The sequence below is a fragment of the Streptomyces solitudinis genome, assembly GCF_036323765.1.
GTDB lineage: Bacteria > Actinomycetota > Actinomycetes > Streptomycetales > Streptomycetaceae > Streptomyces.
Window position 1 is genome coordinate 19202 of the sequence record NZ_JAZDCW010000010.1, and the last position, 16119, is coordinate 35320.

At 71.6% G+C, this 16119-nt stretch carries 22 protein-coding genes; 5 read left to right on the forward strand and 17 right to left on the reverse strand.

What is annotated here, in order from left to right:
* Window positions 1–96: 96 nt before the first annotated feature.
* From rpsQ to rpsJ, 11 genes are read right to left on the reverse strand one after another with little or no spacing between them, the layout of a single operon-like run.
* Entirely contained in the window at window positions 97–408 is a 312-nt protein-coding gene (gene rpsQ, locus V1J52_RS22285) for a 30S ribosomal protein S17 (protein WP_330141731.1), read from the reverse strand.
* Window positions 408–632, reverse strand: coding sequence for a 50S ribosomal protein L29 (gene rpmC, locus V1J52_RS22290; protein ID WP_330141732.1), 225 nt, complete (start codon window positions 630–632; stop codon window positions 408–410). Before rpmC ends, rpsQ begins: the two co-directional genes overlap by 1 nt.
* Entirely contained in the window at window positions 632–1051 is a 420-nt protein-coding gene (gene rplP / locus V1J52_RS22295; RefSeq protein WP_330141733.1) for a 50S ribosomal protein L16, read from the reverse strand. Before rplP ends, rpmC begins: the two co-directional genes overlap by 1 nt.
* Before the next feature lie 5 nt (window positions 1052–1056).
* Window positions 1057–1887, reverse strand: coding sequence for a 30S ribosomal protein S3 (gene rpsC, locus V1J52_RS22300; RefSeq protein ID WP_330141734.1), 831 nt, complete (start codon window positions 1885–1887; stop codon window positions 1057–1059).
* Window positions 1887–2234, reverse strand: a complete 348-nt coding sequence (gene rplV, locus V1J52_RS22305) for a 50S ribosomal protein L22 (RefSeq protein ID WP_330141890.1) — start codon at window positions 2232–2234, stop codon at window positions 1887–1889. The genes rpsC and rplV overlap by 1 nt, the downstream gene beginning before the upstream one ends.
* A 43-nt stretch (window positions 2235–2277) precedes the next feature.
* The gene (gene rpsS / locus V1J52_RS22310) at window positions 2278–2559 is read right to left on the reverse strand and encodes a 30S ribosomal protein S19 (RefSeq protein ID WP_330141735.1); all 282 of its coding nucleotides are present in this window, start codon (window positions 2557–2559) and stop codon (window positions 2278–2280) included.
* A gap of 12 nt (window positions 2560–2571) precedes the next feature.
* Window positions 2572–3408 carry a 50S ribosomal protein L2 gene (rplB, locus tag V1J52_RS22315; protein ID WP_330141736.1) on the reverse strand — a complete coding sequence of 279 codons (837 nt, stop codon included), beginning with the start codon at window positions 3406–3408 and terminating at the stop codon, window positions 2572–2574.
* 40 nt (window positions 3409–3448) lie between these two features.
* Window positions 3449–3793, reverse strand: a complete 345-nt coding sequence (gene rplW, locus V1J52_RS22320) for a 50S ribosomal protein L23 (RefSeq protein WP_330141737.1) — start codon at window positions 3791–3793, stop codon at window positions 3449–3451.
* Window positions 3793–4449 carry a 50S ribosomal protein L4 gene (gene rplD, locus V1J52_RS22325; RefSeq protein WP_330141738.1) on the reverse strand — a complete coding sequence of 219 codons (657 nt, stop codon included), beginning with the start codon at window positions 4447–4449 and terminating at the stop codon, window positions 3793–3795. The genes rplW and rplD overlap by 1 nt, the downstream gene beginning before the upstream one ends.
* Before the next feature lie 7 nt (window positions 4450–4456).
* On the reverse strand, window positions 4457–5101 hold the full coding sequence (rplC, locus tag V1J52_RS22330) for a 50S ribosomal protein L3 (RefSeq protein WP_330141739.1): 645 nt from the start codon (window positions 5099–5101) through the stop codon (window positions 4457–4459).
* Window positions 5102–5114: 13 nt separating this feature from the next.
* Window positions 5115–5423, reverse strand: coding sequence for a 30S ribosomal protein S10 (gene rpsJ / locus V1J52_RS22335; protein ID WP_016473429.1), 309 nt, complete (start codon window positions 5421–5423; stop codon window positions 5115–5117).
* Between the two features lie 751 nt (window positions 5424–6174).
* On the opposite strand from rpsJ, the gene V1J52_RS22340 reads away from it, so the two are divergent.
* Both V1J52_RS22340 and V1J52_RS22345 read left to right on the forward strand, forming a co-directional pair.
* Entirely contained in the window at window positions 6175–6624 is a 450-nt protein-coding gene (locus V1J52_RS22340) for a universal stress protein (RefSeq protein ID WP_330141740.1), read from the forward strand.
* A 16-nt stretch (window positions 6625–6640) separates the two neighbouring features.
* A complete protein-coding gene (locus V1J52_RS22345; RefSeq protein WP_330141741.1) occupies window positions 6641–7630 on the forward strand; it encodes an adenylate/guanylate cyclase domain-containing protein in 990 nt (329 codons plus the stop codon).
* Window positions 7631–7694: 64 nt separating this feature from the next.
* On the opposite strand, the gene V1J52_RS22350 is transcribed toward V1J52_RS22345, so the two are convergent.
* Window positions 7695–8069: a VOC family protein gene (locus tag V1J52_RS22350; RefSeq protein WP_330141742.1), complete on the reverse strand. Its 375-nt coding sequence runs from the start codon at window positions 8067–8069 to the stop codon at window positions 7695–7697.
* A gap of 141 nt (window positions 8070–8210) precedes the next feature.
* Entirely contained in the window at window positions 8211–9563 is a 1353-nt protein-coding gene (locus V1J52_RS22355) for an NsdA family TPR-like regulatory protein (RefSeq protein ID WP_330141743.1), read from the reverse strand.
* A 176-nt stretch (window positions 9564–9739) separates the two neighbouring features.
* On the opposite strand from V1J52_RS22355, the gene V1J52_RS22360 reads away from it, so the two are divergent.
* Both V1J52_RS22360 and V1J52_RS22365 read left to right on the forward strand, forming a co-directional pair.
* A complete protein-coding gene (locus V1J52_RS22360; RefSeq protein ID WP_330141891.1) occupies window positions 9740–9934 on the forward strand; it encodes a hypothetical protein in 195 nt (64 codons plus the stop codon).
* A gap of 633 nt (window positions 9935–10567) precedes the next feature.
* Window positions 10568–11149, forward strand: a complete 582-nt coding sequence (locus V1J52_RS22365) for a hypothetical protein (protein ID WP_330141744.1) — start codon at window positions 10568–10570, stop codon at window positions 11147–11149.
* Here the strand turns inward: V1J52_RS22365 and V1J52_RS22370 are convergent, their stop codons facing one another.
* From V1J52_RS22370 to V1J52_RS22385, 4 genes are all read right to left on the reverse strand, one after another.
* The gene (locus V1J52_RS22370) at window positions 11150–11287 is read right to left on the reverse strand and encodes a hypothetical protein (protein WP_330141745.1); all 138 of its coding nucleotides are present in this window, start codon (window positions 11285–11287) and stop codon (window positions 11150–11152) included.
* A gap of 1078 nt (window positions 11288–12365) precedes the next feature.
* Window positions 12366–13403: a methyltransferase gene (locus V1J52_RS22375; RefSeq protein WP_330141746.1), complete on the reverse strand. Its 1038-nt coding sequence runs from the start codon at window positions 13401–13403 to the stop codon at window positions 12366–12368.
* Window positions 13396–14634, reverse strand: a complete 1239-nt coding sequence (locus tag V1J52_RS22380; protein ID WP_330141747.1) for a cytochrome P450 — start codon at window positions 14632–14634, stop codon at window positions 13396–13398. The genes V1J52_RS22375 and V1J52_RS22380 overlap by 8 nt, the downstream gene beginning before the upstream one ends.
* 115 nt (window positions 14635–14749) lie before the next feature.
* Window positions 14750–15415 (reverse strand): adenosylcobinamide amidohydrolase, encoded by a 666-nt coding sequence (locus V1J52_RS22385; RefSeq protein ID WP_330141748.1) that lies wholly within the window; start codon window positions 15413–15415, stop codon window positions 14750–14752.
* A gap of 206 nt (window positions 15416–15621) precedes the next feature.
* Between V1J52_RS22385 and V1J52_RS22390 the strand changes: the two genes are divergently transcribed.
* Window positions 15622–16110 (forward strand): hypothetical protein, encoded by a 489-nt coding sequence (locus V1J52_RS22390; RefSeq protein WP_330141749.1) that lies wholly within the window; start codon window positions 15622–15624, stop codon window positions 16108–16110.
* Window positions 16111–16119 lie beyond the last annotated feature (9 nt).

Consider the following 16119-nt stretch of genomic DNA (forward strand, 5'->3'; position numbering starts at 1 on the left):
GGGGACGCCGTGCGGGGTCCCCCACCGAGCCTGGCGGAACTGTCCAGAAGGCGATTGCCTTCAGGCTTTTCCTTGGAATCCCCTTGCGGGAATCGGCTACTTGGCCTTCTCGAGGATCTCGACGACGCGCCAGCGCTTGGTCGCGGACAGCGGCCGGGTCTCCATCAGGAGAACGCGGTCGCCGACACCCGCGGCGTTCTGCTCGTCATGCGCCTTGAGCCGGTTCGTACGGCGGATGATCTTGCCGTACAGCGCGTGCTTGACGCGGTCCTCGACGGCGACGACGACGGTCTTGTCCATCTTGTCGCTGACGACGAGGCCTTCGCGCGTCTTGCGGAAGCCGCGCTCCTGGCCCGCGGCGCCGCCGCTGTTGCTTGCAGTCTCAGTCACATTCGTCTCGCTGCTCATCAGGCGCTCTCCACCGTCTCGATGCCCAGCTCGCGCTCGCGCATGAGGGTGTAGATCCGGGCGATGTCCTTGCGGACGGCCTTCAGCCGGCTGTTGTTCTCCAGCTGACCGGTAGCCGCCTGGAAGCGGAGCTTGAACAGCTCCTCCTTGGCCTCACGCAGCTTCCCAACGAGCTCCTCGTTGTTCAGCTCACGCAGCTCGCTGGCCTTGGTACCGGCCGCCATCACGACTCACCTGCCTCGCGCCGCACGATCCGGCACTTCATCGGAAGCTTGTGAGCAGCGCGGGTGAGCGCCTCACGAGCAATCTTCTCGTTCGGGTAGGAAAGCTCGAACATCACCCGGCCGGGCTTGACGTTCGCGATCCACCACTCCGGCGAACCCTTACCGGAACCCATGCGGGTCTCGGCGGGCTTCTTGGTCAGCGGGCGGTCCGGGTAGATGTTGATCCAGACCTTGCCACCACGCTTGATGTGACGCGTCATGGCGATACGAGCGGCCTCGATCTGCCGGTTCGTCACGTACGCGGCGGTGACCGCCTGGATGCCGAACTCGCCGAACGCGACCTCGGTGCCACCCTTGGCCATACCACTGCGCTTCGGGTGGTGCTGCTTGCGGTGCTTGACCCTGCGCGGGATCAGCATGGCGGTCAGGCCTCCGTTCCGGTGCTCTCAGCCGGAGCGGCGGCGGCGCTCGCGTCGGCCTTGGGGGCCTCGGCGGGAGCCTGCTGCTGCTGCGGCTTACGGCCACGACGCTCGCCGCCGCCACCGCCACCCCGGCGCGGACGGTCGTTGCCGCCGCGGGAGGGACGGTTGCCGGCGCGCGCGGCGGCGTTCTCGGCGCGGACCTCGGCGATGTTCTTCACGTCGCCCTTGTAGATCCACACCTTGACGCCGATGCGGCCGAAGGTGGTCTTGGCCTCGAAGAAGCCGTAGTCGACATTCGCGCGGAGCGTGTGCAGGGGCACGCGGCCCTCGCGGTAGAACTCCGAGCGGGACATCTCGGCGCCGCCGAGACGGCCACCGCACTGGATCTTGATGCCCTTGGCGCCGGCCTTCATCGTCGACTGCATGCTCTTGCGCATGGCGCGGCGGAAGGAGACGCGGGAGGAGAGCTGCTCGGCGACGGCCTGGGCCACCAGCTGGGCGTCCAGCTCCGGGTTCTTCACCTCAAGGATGTTGAACTGGATCTGCTTGCCGGTCAGCTTTTCGAGCTTGCCCCGGATGCGCTCCGCCTCGGCGCCGCGGCGGCCGATGACGATGCCCGGACGAGCGGTGTGCACGTCCACGCGGACGCGGTCGCGGGTGCGCTCGATCTCCACCTTGGAGATGCCGGCCCGCTCCATGCCCTGCGTGAGCAGGCGGCGGATCTCGACGTCTTCCTTGACGTAGTCCTTGTACAGCTTGTCGGCGTACCACCGGGACTTGAAGTCCGTGGTGATGCCGAGCCGGAACCCGTGCGGGTTAACCTTCTGGCCCATTACCGGGTTCCTTCCTTGCTGCCGACGACCACCGTGATGTGGCTGGTCCGCTTACGAATCCGGTAGGCGCGCCCCTGGGCACGCGGACGGAAACGCTTCAGAGTCGGGCCCTCGTCGACGTAAGCCTCCTTGACGTACAGGGTGCTCGCGTCGGTGTGGTCGTGGTTGTGCGCGGCGTTGGCGATGGCGCTGTCGAGCACCTTGCCCACCGGCACGGTCGCGGCCTGCGGGGAGAAACGCAGGACCGCCTGGGCCTCCGTGGCATTCATGCCACGGACAAGGTCCACCACCCGGCGGGCCTTCATGGGCGTGACGCGCACATAGCGCGCCTGGGCCCTGGCTTCCATGGTCGTCCCTTCGGTGTCAGTCATAGTCTTCGCACCCAGCCGATCAGCGACGACGCGACTTGCGGTCGTCCTTCACGTGGCCGCGGAAGGTGCGGGTCGGCGCGAACTCGCCGAGCTTGTGGCCGACCATCGACTCGGTGACGAACACCGGGACGTGCTTGCGGCCGTCGTGCACCGCGATCGTGTGGCCCAGCATGGCCGGGACGATCATCGAGCGGCGGGACCAGGTCTTGATGACGTTCTTGGTGCCTGCGTCGTTCTGCGTGTCCACCTTCTTGATCAGGTGGTCGTCGACGAAGGGCCCCTTCTTGAGACTGCGCGGCATCTGAACCCGCTCCTAGCGCTTCTTGTTCGTCTTGCGGCGGCGGACGATGTACTTGTTGCTGGCCTTCTTCGGCGAGCGCGTACGTCCTTCCTTCTGACCCCACGGGGAGACCGGGTGACGGCCACCGGAGGTCCGGCCCTCTCCACCACCGTGCGGGTGGTCGATCGGGTTCATCACGACGCCGCGGACGGTCGGGCGGACGCCCTTCCAGCGCATGCGGCCCGCCTTGCCCCAGTTGATGTTCGACTGCTCGGCGTTGCCGACCTCGCCCACAGTGGCGCGGCAGCGGACATCGACCAGACGGATCTCACCGGACGGCATGCGCAGGTGGGCCATGGAGCCCTCGCGCGCCAGCAGCTGCACGGAGGAACCGGCGGAGCGGGCGAACTTCGCACCGCCACCGGGCCGCAGCTCGATGGCGTGGATCACCGTACCGACGGGGATGTTGCGCAGCGGCAGGTTGTTGCCGGGCTTGATGTCGGCGCCGACACCGTTCTCGATGCGGTCGCCCTGCTTCACGCCGGCGGGCGCCAGGATGTAGCGCTTCTCGCCGTCCGCGTAGTGCAGGAGCGCGATGCGCGCGGTGCGGTTGGGGTCGTACTCGATGTGCGCGACCTTGGCCGGCACGCCGTCCTTGTCGTGCCGACGGAAGTCGATCACACGGTAGGCGCGCTTGTGGCCACCGCCCTGGTGGCGGACGGTCACACGACCGGCGTTGTTACGGCCGCCCTTGCTGTGCAGCGGGCGGACCAGCGACTTCTCCGGCGTGGACCGCGTGATCTCGACGAAGTCGGCGACACTGGCGCCACGACGGCCCGGAGTCGTCGGCTTGTACTTGCGGATACCCATTTCTCAGTCCTCGTCCGATATCGGACGGCTCCTGTCCCCGTTAGGAGACCGGGCCGCCGAAGATGTCGATACGGTCGCCCTCGGCGAGGGTCACGATGGCGCGCTTGGTGTCCTTGCGCTTGCCGAAACCGGTGCGGGTGCGCTTGCGCTTGCCCTGCCGGTTGATCGTGTTGACCCCAGTCACCTTGACCGAGAAGACCGCCTCGACGGCCTGCTTGATCTGGGTCTTGTTGGCACGCGGGTCGACGAGGAACGTGTACTTGTTCTCGTCCAGCAGCGCGTAGCTCTTCTCGGAGACCACCGGCTTGAGCAGGATGTCACGGGGGTCCGTGAACGTCTTGCTGGTGACCTCGGCCGTCGCCGCGGCGGCGGGTGCCTCACTCATCAGGCTTCGCTCCCTTCGAGCTCAGCCCCGGCAGCCGTACGGGCGGACACGAAGGCGTCGAAGGCGGCCTTCGTGAAGACCACGTCGTCGGAGACGAGCACGTCGTACGTGTTCAGCTGGCCCGGCTCCAGGACGTGCACCTGGGGCAGGTTGCGGGCGGACAGCCACGCGGCCTCGTCGGCGCGGTCGGCGACCAGGAGCACGTTGGTGCGCTCGGTCAGCTTGCCGAGGAGCGTCTTGGCGGCCTTGGTGGAGACCCCGCCCTCGACCACGCCGGAGACGACGTGGACACGGTCGTGGCGGGCCCGGTCGGAGAGGGCACCGCGCAGGGCGGCGGCCTTCATCTTCTTCGGGGTCCGCTGCGAGTAGTCACGCGGCACGGGGCCGTGGACGACGCCACCGCCGGCGAACTGCGGGGCGCGGGTCGAGCCCTGGCGCGCCCGGCCGGTGCCCTTCTGGCGGTACGGCTTCTTGCCGCCGCCACGGACCTCGCCGCGGGTCTTGGTCTTGTGCGTGCCCTGACGGGCAGCGGCCAGCTGGGCGACGACGACCTGGTGGATCAGCGGAACGCTGACCTTCGCGTCGAAGATCTCCGAGGGGAGCTCGACGGTCCCGGCCTTGTCGCCTGCCGGCGAAAGGATGTCAATGGTGCTCATCGTTACCTCAGGCCCCCTTGGCCGCGGTACGGACCAGGACGAGGCCGCCGTTCGGACCGGGGACGGCGCCCTTGATGAGCAGCAGTCCCTTCTCCGCGTCAACGGCGTGGACGGTCAGGTTCTGGGTGGTGACCCGCTCGTTGCCCGCGCGGCCCGCCATCTTCATGCCCTTGAAGACGCGACCCGGCGTGGCGCAGCCACCGATGGAGCCCGGCTTGCGGTGCACGCGGTGCGCACCGTGCGAGGCCTTGCCGCCGTGGAAGCCGTGACGCTTCATGACACCGGCGGTGCCCTTGCCCTTGGACTTGCCGGTCACGTCAACCTTGAGGCCGGAGTCGAACACCTCGGCGGTGATCTCCTGGCCCAGGGTGTATTCGGAGGCGTCCTCGGTGCGGATCTCCACGAGGTGGCGCCGGGGCGTCACGTCGGCCTTGGCGAAGTGGCCCTTGAGGGGCTTGTTCACCTTGCGCGGGTCGATCTCGCCGAAGGCGATCTGGACGGCGCCGTAGCCGTCCTGGTCTGCGGAGCGCACCTGGGTCACGACACAGGGACCCGCCTTGACGACGGTCACCGGGACGACACGGTTGTTCTCGTCCCAGACCTGGGTCATGCCGAGCTTCTCGCCCAGGAGGCCCTTGATCTGCTTAGCCATCTTCCGACACCCCTCAGAGCTTGATCTCGATGTCGACGCCGGCCGGGAGGTCCAGGCGCATCAGCGAGTCAACGGTCTTGGGCGTCGGGTCGAGGATGTCGATCAGACGCTTGTGGGTGCGCATCTCGAAGTGCTCGCGCGAGTCCTTGTACTTGTGCGGCGACTTGATGACGCAGTACACGTTCTTCTCAGTGGGCAGCGGCACCGGGCCCGCGACCGACGCACCAGTGCGGGTCACCGTCTCGACGATCTTCTTCGCCGAGTTGTCGATGACCTCGTGGTCGTAGGCCTTGAGCCGGATGCGGATCTTCTGTCCCGCCATGGCTACTTCGTAGTCCTGTCTCTCGTAACGCTCCGGACCCGGCCGGTTCCTCGGTTCCCCCGCCACCCCCGACCCACGCGGTCGGGCGTGTCGCTTTCCCTCTTCGCACGTCTCCGCGCACTTCTCCGCGGAGAGGATCCCGTCGAGGGGAAGGAACCGGGGGAAGAAACCCACCGGGCGCCTGGTTAAAAGCCCCTCCTGCACTTCCCGGAAGATTCCCGTACTTCCGCACCTGATGAGGAGCGACGAGTACGTCGGGACTCGCTTCCAGTCCTCCCGGCGGGAGGCGCGCAGCATCGGCACTCAACCGAGCAACCTGGACAGTGTGCCATAAGGGACACGGCCGTCGCCAATCGCCCCCGGCGGCCCGCCACGGACGGCGACCGGCTCTCTACCACATCCGCGCGGCGCCCGCGACCGGAGGGGAGCCGTACCGCCCGGCACCCGCGTCGGCGGGACGCGTCCCAGGGGGCGCGCGGGCACACCCCCACCCTTCCCCGGTGCCCCGCCCCGTAACCCCCCGCCCGCCCGGCGGCGGCGTGCGGCACTCGCGGGACGGCGCTCCACGGCGGGAACGCTGAGCTGCGGATGAACGGGGAGCGGGGCGTGCTGCCCGGGCGATGAAGAAGACGCGTGGCACGGACCGCCTTCCCCGCGGATCGGTAGGGTCCGACGCGGCAGGAGACGGGCGGGTACCGCGCGGGTACGGCGCGGGGCCGACGCGGGAACGACGAGGAAGCGGGGCGGGTGCATGACGGCGTATCGGACCATCGTGGTGGGGACGGACGGCTCCGCGTCGTCGCTGGTGGCCGTGGAGAGCGCGGGACGGCTCGCGGCGGCGTGCACGGCCCGGCTCGTCATCGTCTGCGCGTACGCCCCGCTGCCCCGGCAGGTCGTCGAGCGCGCGCAGGACGTCCTGGGCGACGAGGCGTACCAGGTCGTCGGTTCGGCACCGGCGGAGTCCACGCTCCAGACGGCGCGGGAGCATGCGGTGGCCGCCGGAGCGGTCGACGTGGAGAACGTCGCCGTGGAGGGGGAACCCGTCGCGGCCCTGGTCCGCGCCACGCGCGACCACTCCGCGGAACTCCTCGTCGTCGGCAACCGGGGGCTGCGGTCACTGGCCGGGCGCATCCTGGGCTCGGTGCCCTCGGACGTCTCCCGCAAGGCGCGCGTCGACGTGCTGATCGTGCACACCACCTAGGAGGGAACGGGCCGCCGTGGCGGAGGACGAGACCGTGGAACCGGCCGCGGCCGTGCAGGAGCGCGTCGAGGAGATCCTGCTCGGCGGGCGGCGGAAGTACACCAGGGCGGAGATCACGGCGGCCTCCGGCATCCCGGCCGAGCGCACGAACCAGATATGGCGGGCCCTGGGCTTCCCCCTCTCGGGGGACGACGAGAAGGTCTTCACCGACGCCGACCTCGCCGCCCTCGAAGCCGGAGAGCGGTTCATCTCCTCCGGCCTGATCAGCGCCGAGAGCGAGGCGCTGATGACCCGGGCCCTCGGCCACCACCTCTCCCGCCTCGCGGAGTGGCAGGTGACGACCCTGTGGGACTGGCTGACCCGGCAGCCGGACTTCGCACTCGACCCGGAAGCCTTCGCCACGCTGGTGGACGAGCTGCTGCCGGAGCTGGAGGCCCTCCAGAACCACGTCTGGCGCCGGCACCTGGCCGCGTACGCCGGACGGGCGCTCAGCGCGGGGGACGACGAACTGGACAGCCGCGTGCAGGCGGTCGGGTTCACCGACATGGTCGGCTACACGCGCATGACCCGCAGCGTGGACGAACCGGAGCTGGTGCGGCTGCTGGACCGCTTCGAGTCCCTGGCGGGCGACGTCGTCGCCGACCACGGCGGGCGGATCGTGAAGACGATCGGCGACGAGGTGCTGTTCACCGCCGAGCGGCCCGGCGACGCCGCGCGGATCGCGCTCACCCTGCACGAGCGGGCCGACGCCGACCCCGACGTGCCGGAACTGCGCACCGGCCTGGCCTACGGCCGCGTGCTCAGCCGGTTCGGCGACGTCTACGGCTCCGTGGTCAACACCGCCGCCCGCCTCACCTCGGTCGCCCGGCGCGGCACCGTCCTGGCCGACCAGGAACTGGCCGCCCGCCTCGGCACCGGCCCGGGCTTCGCCCTGCGCGCGCTGCGCCCCGTCTCCGTCCGCGGGTACAGCCGCCTGCGCCCCTACGTCCTGCGCCGCCCGGCCTGACGCCGTCCGGCCGGGCGACGACCGCGCGGGACGGCCCGGCGCTCCCGGCCGCCCCGCGTGGCGGTCACGGGTGGATGAGGCAGAAGGGGTGCCCCGCCGGGTCCGCGTAGACGCGGAAGCCGCGCTTGCCGCCGTCGTCGTCGGTGTCCAGCGCCTTCGCGCCGAGCGCGAGCGTCTTCGCCTCGGCCTCCGCCATGTCGTCCACCAGGAGGTCCAGGTGGATCTGCTGGGAATCCCGGTCGGCGGCGGGCCACTGCGGGGGCTGGAACCCGGGCGCCCGCTGGAACGCCAGACGCGACCCGTCGGGCAGGTAGAGGTCGATCCAGCGGGCGTCGTCCGCGCCCTTCACCTCCCCGCCCAGCAGCTCCGCGTAGAAGTCGGCGAGCGCCTTCGGTTCGGGGCAGTCCACCACGGTGACCTGCACGGTGGCCACGGCCATGCGTCCTCCTCGGCTTGACGGGTGCTCTCCGCACCCGGGTACCCCTCGCAGCCCCCTCACACCCCCGGGCCCGGCGACCGGCCCCCGGCGCACCCGCCTACGCGGCGGTGGTAGTCAGCCGGGGAGGCGGCAGGGCCTTCGTCAGGCCGGGATCAGCTCGGGCCGGACGGTTTCCCGGGCCCGCTCGTACAGAGCCCGCGCCTCACGGTTCCCGACGTGGGGGCCGATGAGCGTGAACATGTCCGTCACCCGCTTGTCGATGCGGCCCGAGTTCACCAGGGGGTAGTCGTCCAGCGCGAGTCCCCAGGTCCTGCACGCGGCTTCGAGGTGCCCGACCGCGAGCTGCCGCTCGGCCAGGATCGCCCGCTCCTTGACGCGCGTACGGCGGTAGACGGCGTAGCGGAGCCGATCCGATTCCTGCATCGCAGCGACAGCACCGTGCAGGTCGCCCACCTCGAACCGGACCTGGCTGGTGTGGTAGTTGAGCGACGCGGAGTCGTACGAGCCGAACACCCGGCCACCCGATTCCGCCTTGTCCATGGCGACTTCCGCATGCCGCAGGTACCGCAGGGCCGAGCGGCGGTCCCCGGTCCGGGCCGCCGCGTGTGCCTGCTGGCCGGTGAGGAAGGCGCGCATCCGGGGACCGGCCTGGGGGGACGCCGCCGCAGCAGCGTCCGCGAGGCGCATGGCCACCGGCCCCTGGCCCTGGTCCACCGCCTGCACGCTCATACCGCGCAGCGTGGTGCAGAACGTCAGGTGGTCCTCCGACGCCCCCGCCAGCTCCAGCGCCTTCAGGTAGTAGCGCTGCGCGAGACCGTGCAGCCCCTCGTCAACGGCCATGTAACCCGTGAGGTAGCAGAGGTCGGAAGCGGCGGACATCATCGCCTTGCGCACGTCCTCGGGACCATCCGTCCGCAGGAATGGCGCGACCGTGTTCACCAGGAAGGACGCGGCCAGCGGACGGGCGGTGCGGCCCCCGAACTGGTCGTCCATGGACGAGAGCTGCTCGGTCATGGCGGTGACCGTGTGCACGTCGGACCTGCCGACGCGCGTACGGCTGCCTCGCTGTGCGGCTTCCATGCGCCCCACCAGGTCAGGCCAGTCCGGCACCGAGAGGGCGACGGAGAACAGAGCGACGCTCAGCACGCTACGGCGGGACGGGTCCATATCCATCCTCCCAAGGTCAACGAGCCCGTCAACTGTGCTGAGTGGCGCCACATCCGTCCCACTCCTGGAAGCCGAGAGCGGGAATCGGACTTCCAACGGCGTGACGGGCCTCAGGAGCTTACGGGCGAGCGCTTCCAGGATCAGCGGACGGGCATCTTCACGAGGCACGCTCCCGCTCAGCCATTGGTGCACGGACGGGGCACGGTACTGCTTCGGAGTGCCGCGTTCGGTTCCTACTCGGTTGACCGCTTGAGCGCACTGCCGCAGCGTCCACCCCGTCTCACGGAACAGCTGGGCGAAGGCCGTGTTCGGTTCGCTAGTGCTCACGCTTCCGTCAACTCCCCATGCACAGCGCATTGAGTCCTTAACGCTCTTTACTCTTGTGCGCTTCCCAACAGTACCGCTGAGCGTGCTTGCACGGTTGCCTAGAGCGACAACCGATCAGCAAGCGGAAGGCCAGACACAAAGTGGAGACAGAGCCGGTACCCACTGTGGGCACGCTCATGGTGGACACGAGCCACGAAGGCCGTGTTGGTGAGTTTCGCAGAGTCGCGGGACCGTACTGGACTCTGCGGCCGGTCTGCGGCGGTGCCGAGTGGGAAGCGGAGCCCGAGCACGTCCGCCCCGCCGAGCCGATAGAGCGCCTGCGCGCCGAGACCGCCCGCGCGAACGCGCGGAGCCGGGGTGAGTACCTGTGACCACGCCGACCCGCCGCACGTTCGGGTTCGACAACTGGGGCCGCGACGACGACGCCCCTCCCCGGGCGAGGTGGCGAGGTGCCCGGGCATGACCGGACACCCCGAGCCGTCGGGCTACTGGTGTGACGTGCGGGCCGAGGGGCTCGTGCACGGCACGGGCGAGGCGTGTCCTACGTCCTGGGCACCTTCCCGACCATCTCCCCGGTCCTCGCCCTGCGCTGGCTCCGTAGTCAGGCGCTGCGGATCGCGGACCGGCTCGACCCCGACCCGCAGCGCTCGGCGTGGGTCCGGCCGTTCATGCGCGCCCCGTCCGTGCCCGCCCCCGACTGCCCCACCGGGCTCCGTGCGTGGGCCACGGACAGAACCGGGGATCGCCTGGCCCGCACCCACGTCAAGGGCGGATATCCCCTGGTTCTCACGTTCCCGGACACGGACTGCACCTACCGCCTGTCGGTCTGGCCGGGCCGGGCGTCCCTTCCGAGCCCCGCCCGGCCCGCTTCACATCTCCCGTCCCACGCCGATAACGCCGACTTGCGGTGCGGGGCGGGCGCCAGTCCCGTTCGACCGCCCGCGTGACCACTCGGCAGCCGAGCGGGGCCACGAATGCACCAACCAACCGGAGGAGAAGAAGCAGTGAGCACCCTTCCCAGCGTTGAGAGCGTCGCCGAGCGCGCACGAGAGATCCTGACAGCCGCTGAGACCGACCCGGAGTTCGCCGCGTTCAACTCCGCGAGTCTCCAGTATTCCGAGGGCTGGACGTGCTCCTCAGGCGGCCCGGTCATCAGTGAGTACGACCAGGCGACGGACGCGGCTCCCCTGTTCACGGAAGGGCTGCGCGCCCTGTGTCTGAAGGCCGCCGTGTACGAGGCGACCGGCAACGAACGCGCGGCGGAGATTCCCGTCGCTGTACCGGTGGACGAGATGACACACGCCATGATCGCGCAACCGCAGATCCTCGCCCGGATCACCGCAAGGGTCGGCGCGCAGATCATCCACCAGACGGACCAGGAACACACCGACTGGACGCAGAACGACTACACCCACCGGGGCGTACCGAGCCGCATGGGGCGGCCGCCAGCCCGGTACTGGATCACCCACGAGGAGGTCACTCGACGACTCGGCATCCTGCGGGCGAAGTACGAGGCCGCGGGCTTCCGCCGGATGGGGCTCGCGCACAGCATCACGTTCGAGCCCGAGCCGGTTCCCGCACAGTAGTCAACCGAGCGCCCGTCGTAGCACGGTGATCGGGCCCAGCTCGGGGAACCGCTCGTGCGCCTGCTCCTGTGCCTGAGAGATCAGGTCACCGAGCAGAACGGGGGCGGCGTTCCACAGCACCCCGCGCAGGTACGGCACCACCTCGGAGGAATCGGGCGGCAGGTCCAGCTCGACGGCCGAAGGGGCTCTCGCTCTTGTAGCGCCCGGCGGGCAACCCGACCTTTCCGGGGTGGACGCAGACCGGCGTCCCGTCGCCCAAGTACCGATGCCCGTCGTACTTGTCGAACGGGCACTCCGGGGTCGGGCGCTCGAACACGTCGAACTCCCCGACAGGGTGGAACCGGGACGGGCAGACACCACACGCGCTGTGGAGCACGTCGCGGTTCACCAACGGCTCGGGCATGACCGGAGCCTGGCCCTTCCCGGCACCGCAGACCCCCGCTCCGGCCCCTCGCCCAGCGGGGCGCAGGGCCCGTCACGGGGCCGCTCAAGCGGCGCTCCGTCACGGATGAGAGACCGCTCCACGGTGCGCGCCGTGCAAGGTCTCGCCCCGCCCCGCCCGCGTGCTGCCCCCGCAGCACAGGGGCGGGGCTCCCACACACACCCAGACCAGACGAAGGCCCTGTTCATGCTCCAGTGCACCGCCACCGCGCTCCTGCACCCGCCCGAGGAGATCACCCTGATCGCCCCGCCGGCCCCCCGCAACCCGGCTACGTCACGTGCGAACTCGGCGAGGACCACGACGCCGCCCACGCACGGCTGCTGTGGGCGGACGCCGAGGACGACGGCGCCCTCTGGGTCCGCTGGAAGGAAGGACGGGCCACGTTCACCGAACTGCGCTGGTGCACCGCCCTGAGCCCGCAGGACGACGGATGCGGCCTGTTCACCGACCACCCCTCCGCCCACTCCTGGAACGTCACCGACCCCACCCGGGAAGCCCTGGTGAAAGCACTGGAACTACGCCACCCCCACCTGTTCCCCGAACACAGCGGACCGCACGCACCCTGGCCGTCCTGGTGCTCACCCCCACCGGGCTCGGCAGAGCCGACCACGAACGTCCCGCGCCCTCCTGTGTCAGTGCGAAGCCATGGCGGCCCCGCCGTCCGGCCGGGCCCCGCAGCCCCCACACTCCGGCGCGGGGCGAGCGCACCGGCCACGCGGGCCCGCCCGGGGACGGTGGCCGGGGCGTCTCCCGGTGGGCGGCGCCCCGGCGGGGTCACCGGTCGTGCGGAACGGCGGTCAGGACGCGGAAGTCCGTCGGGGCGAGCGCCGGGCCGACCGACTCCAGCGTGAACCCTGAGGCGTCCAGGAGCGCGGCGAAGTCGGCCTCCGTCCGCTCCCGGCCCCCGGCCATGACGAGCATGTTGAGGTCGCTCAGCACCGTCGAGAGCGGCGCGGGCGGGCCGTCCTCGGGCGGCAGCACCGGCTCCACCAGCAGCAGTGTGGCCCCCGGCTCCATCGCACGGCGGCAGGCCGCGAGGATCGTGCGGGAACGCTCGTCGTCCCAGTCGTGGATGACGCTCTTGAGGACGTAGGCGTCGCCCCCGGAGGGGACCTCGGCGAAGAAGTCGCCCGCGACGACCCGGCACCGGTCGGCGACCCCCGCGGCGCCGAGCACGCCGGGGGCTCCGGCGACGCCGTCGGCCGTGTCGAGCAGCACCCCGCGCGCGGCCGGGTGCGCGGCGAGCAGCGCGGCCAGCAGTGCGCCGTTGCCACCGCCGACGTCCACGACCGTGCGGAAGCGGGAGAAGTCGTAGCCCTCCGCCACCAGCGGCGCCGCGCCCCGCGCGTTCTCGGCCATCGCCGCGTTGAACAGCCCGTACACCTGCGGATGCTCGGCGAAGTAGGCGAACGCGGGCATGCCGAACTCCGCCTCGAACGCCGTCTCACCGGTGCGGACGCTGTGCAGCAGCCGGCCCCAGGGCCGCCACACCGCGTCGGACGTGAACAGGTCGGCGAGTGCCGCGGCGGGTGCGGGCCCGCCGGGGCACAGGGCCGCGCCGAACTCGGTGAGCACGTACCCGCCGCCCTCGCCGGGGACCCGCTCGGCCACACCGGCGCTGTCCAGGGCCCGCAGCAGCCTGTGCAGGGCGGCGGGCTGGGTGCCGGTGCGCCCGGCCAGCTTCTCGGCGGTGTGCGGCCCGTCCCGCAACAGCTCCGGCAGGCCCAGCCGGGCCGCGACGCCGAGCACCTGCGACAGCATGTACCCGTGGACCAGCCCTATCGCGCGGGCCTGCGCGTCGGCCTCACGCATGGCGGTCCCACTCCACGTGCAGGGCGACGGGCGCGTGGTCCACGAACTGCCGGGCCATGCGCACCTCGCGCCCCGGCGCCAGGCGCAGGCCCGGCAGCCGGGCGGTCAGCGTCTCCAGCGTGACGGCGAGCTGGAGCCGGGCCAGGCGGGCGCCCACACAGGCGTGGACGCCGTGGCCGAACGTCAGATGGCGGCTCACGCCCCGGGTGACGTCGAACTCCTCGGCCCGCTCGAACACCTCCGGGTCGCGGTTGGCGGAGCTGTAGAGCGCGACCACGTCCGCGCCCTCGGGCAGTTCCCGCCCGCCCAGGGTCACCGGGCGGGCGGTGCTCCGGAAGAAGGCGTGCACGGGGGTGTCGAAGCGGGCGATCTCCTCCACGGCCGAGGGGATCAGCTCCGGCCGGTCGCACAGCAGCTTCCACTGCTCCGGGCGGGACAGCAGGTGGTAGAGCCCGTTGCCGAGGAGGGCCGTCGTGGTGGAGTGCCCGGCGGTGATGAGTCCGACGAACGTCCACACCAGTTCGGCGAGTTGCGCGTCGTCCAGGGGGCCGTTTCCGGGGGCGAGCGCGGTGACGATCTCGCTGAAGGCGTCCCCGCCGGGCCGCTCGCGGCGCTCGCGCACGCAGGCGGCCATCAGCTCCTGGAACTCCAGGAACAGCTCGGCGGCGGCCACCTCCGTCTCCCGGGAGGCGCCGCCGGTGATGACGGCGACGCACGCGTAGGCGCCGTCCCGTACCAGCGCCCGGTCGGCGGGCGCGATGCCGCAGATGTCGGAGATCGTCTCCACCGGCAGCACCCGGGCGTACCCGGCCATCAGCTCGGCGGAGGTGCCCTGCTCGATGGCGGCCACCAGGGTGTTCGCCCGGCTGCGGACGTCCGGCTCCATGGCCGCCACCGCGTCCGAGCCGAGCCGCTTGGCGAGCGGCGCCCGCACCCGCAGGTGCCGCTCGCCGTTCACGTTGATGATGGCCGACGACGGCGGGAAGCCCCGCCCGAGCACGGCGGCCGCGTCGGGATGCAGCGGCTTCGGGGAACGCAGCGCGTTGGCGGTGGAGAACGTCTCGTGCTGCTGGAGCACCCTGCGCACGTCGTCGTAGCGGGTGACCACCCAGGCCCGCATGGTCTCCGACCAGAAGACGGGCTCCTCCTGCCGTGCCCGCGCGAACAGCGGGTACGGGTCCTGCACGTGTCTCTCCAGCGGGTCGTACACCGCACCGACGGAACCGTCCATCAGCCACCCCTCCCGAGCCCTCGCGGGCCGCGCTCATCGTTGCGGGCACGGTGGCACGACGGCCTTGAGGGCGAGTCGGGCATCCGGCGCCGGTCCGACGGGCCCGGCGTGCCCGTCAGGGCGCGGCGGCCCCGGCCAGCACGGCCGTGTGGACGGCGCGGGCCAGCCGTGCGCCCCACCGGGAGCGGGGACCGGCGAACGGCTCCGGCGCACGCCCCGGCACGGCGGGCCCGGCCACGACGCAGACCGCGTCGGACGGCGTGCCCGAGCAGGCCGCGCCCGCGTCCAGCAGCGCCTGCACCTTGGCCTCGGTGGCGGTGGCCACCGCGTTGACCAGCGCGCCGTCCCCGAGCGGGACGGGCACGGTCACCACGATGTTGACCGTCCCGGCCGCCGGCGGGCCGATCCGCCCGGCCACCGGGGACGCCGCCCACGTCCGCACGCCCAGCCCCGTCGTGACGACGGCCCGCACGCCCTCGTCCCACGCCTCGGTGAACGCGTCCACGTCGGCCGCCGTCATCAGCGCCGCACCCGTCCCGCGCAGCCCGGCACCGGCGGCGATCCCGGCGAGGTGCGCCGCCGGGTCCGTGCGCCGGTAACCCGGCGGCACCTGCGCGTTGAGCACCCAGTCCCGCTCGCCGAGACCGCCGCCGAGCACCGCGGAGGAGCACACCCGGCTGCCGGGGGCGAGGCGCCAGGCCAGGTGCGGAAGCCGGTGACCGTCCTCCTGCCGCACACCGCGCACCGGGCGGGACGGGGGCGCGGCGGGCGGGGACGTCATGGCGGGCTCCCTGGGGACGCGGCGGCGGCGGACGGGCCGCCCGATCGTAGGCCGCCCGCGGCCCGCACCCGGCGCCGGGTCCCCACGCGGCGGGCGCCGGTTCCTCCGGTCGGGCCCGGCCCGGCCGTTTGCCCGCCCGGGGCGCCGGGCACCCGCCGCGAAAGCCGAGCAGTGACGGCGGCGACCGGAGGAAAGGAGGCCCGCCCATGGTCCGCAAGAAGGTCGAAGGGGACGAGGACCAGCGGCGCAGAGCGGCGCTGGACGCGGAACGGGCGGGCCGAACACCCAGCGGACAGGGCAGGACGACGGGCGGCTCCAAGCAGCGGACCCACGTGCCCGGACGCCACTCCCTGACGCACGAGGAGAAGACGGCCCCCGTGCACCGCGGCAAGCAGGGCGACGCGGACCGGTTCGGCGGGGAACGCCGCGAGGAGGGCCCGGCCCGCACGTTCGAAGGCCGCGGGCACCCCGCGTACGGCCAGAACCACGAACGGGTCTTCGCCGCCGTCGCGGACGCGGAACGCACGCACGGCGCCCCGCACCTCGACGAGGTCGCGCGGGCTGCCGGTCTCGGCACGGAGGAGGCCCGCGTCCTCCTGCACGACCTGGTCAGCGTGCACGGCCTGCTCGCCGAGGTGCAGGGCGGCGACACCCCCGACCAGGGCCCGCGCTACGAGACCAAGCCACGACGCTGAGAGGAAGGA

Bases quoted from the DNA above. Each gene is read 5' to 3' on its own strand.
- rplP (WP_330141733.1), bottom strand. From the start codon at position 1,051: ATGCTGATCCCGCGCAGGGTCAAGCACCGCAAGCAGCACCACCCGAAG.
- V1J52_RS22340 (WP_330141740.1), top strand. From the start codon at position 6,175: ATGACGGCGTATCGGACCATCGTGGTGGGGACGGACGGCTCCGCGTCG.
- V1J52_RS22385 (WP_330141748.1), bottom strand. From the start codon at position 15,415: ATGACGTCCCCGCCCGCCGCGCCCCCGTCCCGCCCGGTGCGCGGTGTG.
- rplW (WP_330141737.1), bottom strand. From the start codon at position 3,793: ATGAGTGAGGCACCCGCCGCCGCGGCGACGGCCGAGGTCACCAGCAAG.
- rpsS (WP_330141735.1), bottom strand. From the start codon at position 2,559: ATGCCGCGCAGTCTCAAGAAGGGGCCCTTCGTCGACGACCACCTGATC.
- rpsC (WP_330141734.1), bottom strand. From the start codon at position 1,887: ATGGGCCAGAAGGTTAACCCGCACGGGTTCCGGCTCGGCATCACCACG.
- rpsJ (WP_016473429.1), bottom strand. From the start codon at position 5,423: ATGGCGGGACAGAAGATCCGCATCCGGCTCAAGGCCTACGACCACGAG.
- V1J52_RS22390 (WP_330141749.1), top strand. From the start codon at position 15,622: ATGGTCCGCAAGAAGGTCGAAGGGGACGAGGACCAGCGGCGCAGAGCG.
- V1J52_RS22375 (WP_330141746.1), bottom strand. From the start codon at position 13,403: ATGCGTGAGGCCGACGCGCAGGCCCGCGCGATAGGGCTGGTCCACGGG.
- rpsQ (WP_330141731.1), bottom strand. From the start codon at position 408: ATGAGCAGCGAGACGAATGTGACTGAGACTGCAAGCAACAGCGGCGGC.
- rplV (WP_330141890.1), bottom strand. From the start codon at position 2,234: ATGGAAGCCAGGGCCCAGGCGCGCTATGTGCGCGTCACGCCCATGAAG.
- rplC (WP_330141739.1), bottom strand. From the start codon at position 5,101: ATGGCTAAGCAGATCAAGGGCCTCCTGGGCGAGAAGCTCGGCATGACC.
- rplB (WP_330141736.1), bottom strand. From the start codon at position 3,408: ATGGGTATCCGCAAGTACAAGCCGACGACTCCGGGCCGTCGTGGCGCC.
- rplD (WP_330141738.1), bottom strand. From the start codon at position 4,449: ATGAGCACCATTGACATCCTTTCGCCGGCAGGCGACAAGGCCGGGACC.
- V1J52_RS22380 (WP_330141747.1), bottom strand. From the start codon at position 14,634: ATGGACGGTTCCGTCGGTGCGGTGTACGACCCGCTGGAGAGACACGTG.
- V1J52_RS22350 (WP_330141742.1), bottom strand. From the start codon at position 8,069: ATGGCCGTGGCCACCGTGCAGGTCACCGTGGTGGACTGCCCCGAACCG.
- V1J52_RS22360 (WP_330141891.1), top strand. From the start codon at position 9,740: ATGGTGGACACGAGCCACGAAGGCCGTGTTGGTGAGTTTCGCAGAGTC.
- rpmC (WP_330141732.1), bottom strand. From the start codon at position 632: ATGGCGGCCGGTACCAAGGCCAGCGAGCTGCGTGAGCTGAACAACGAG.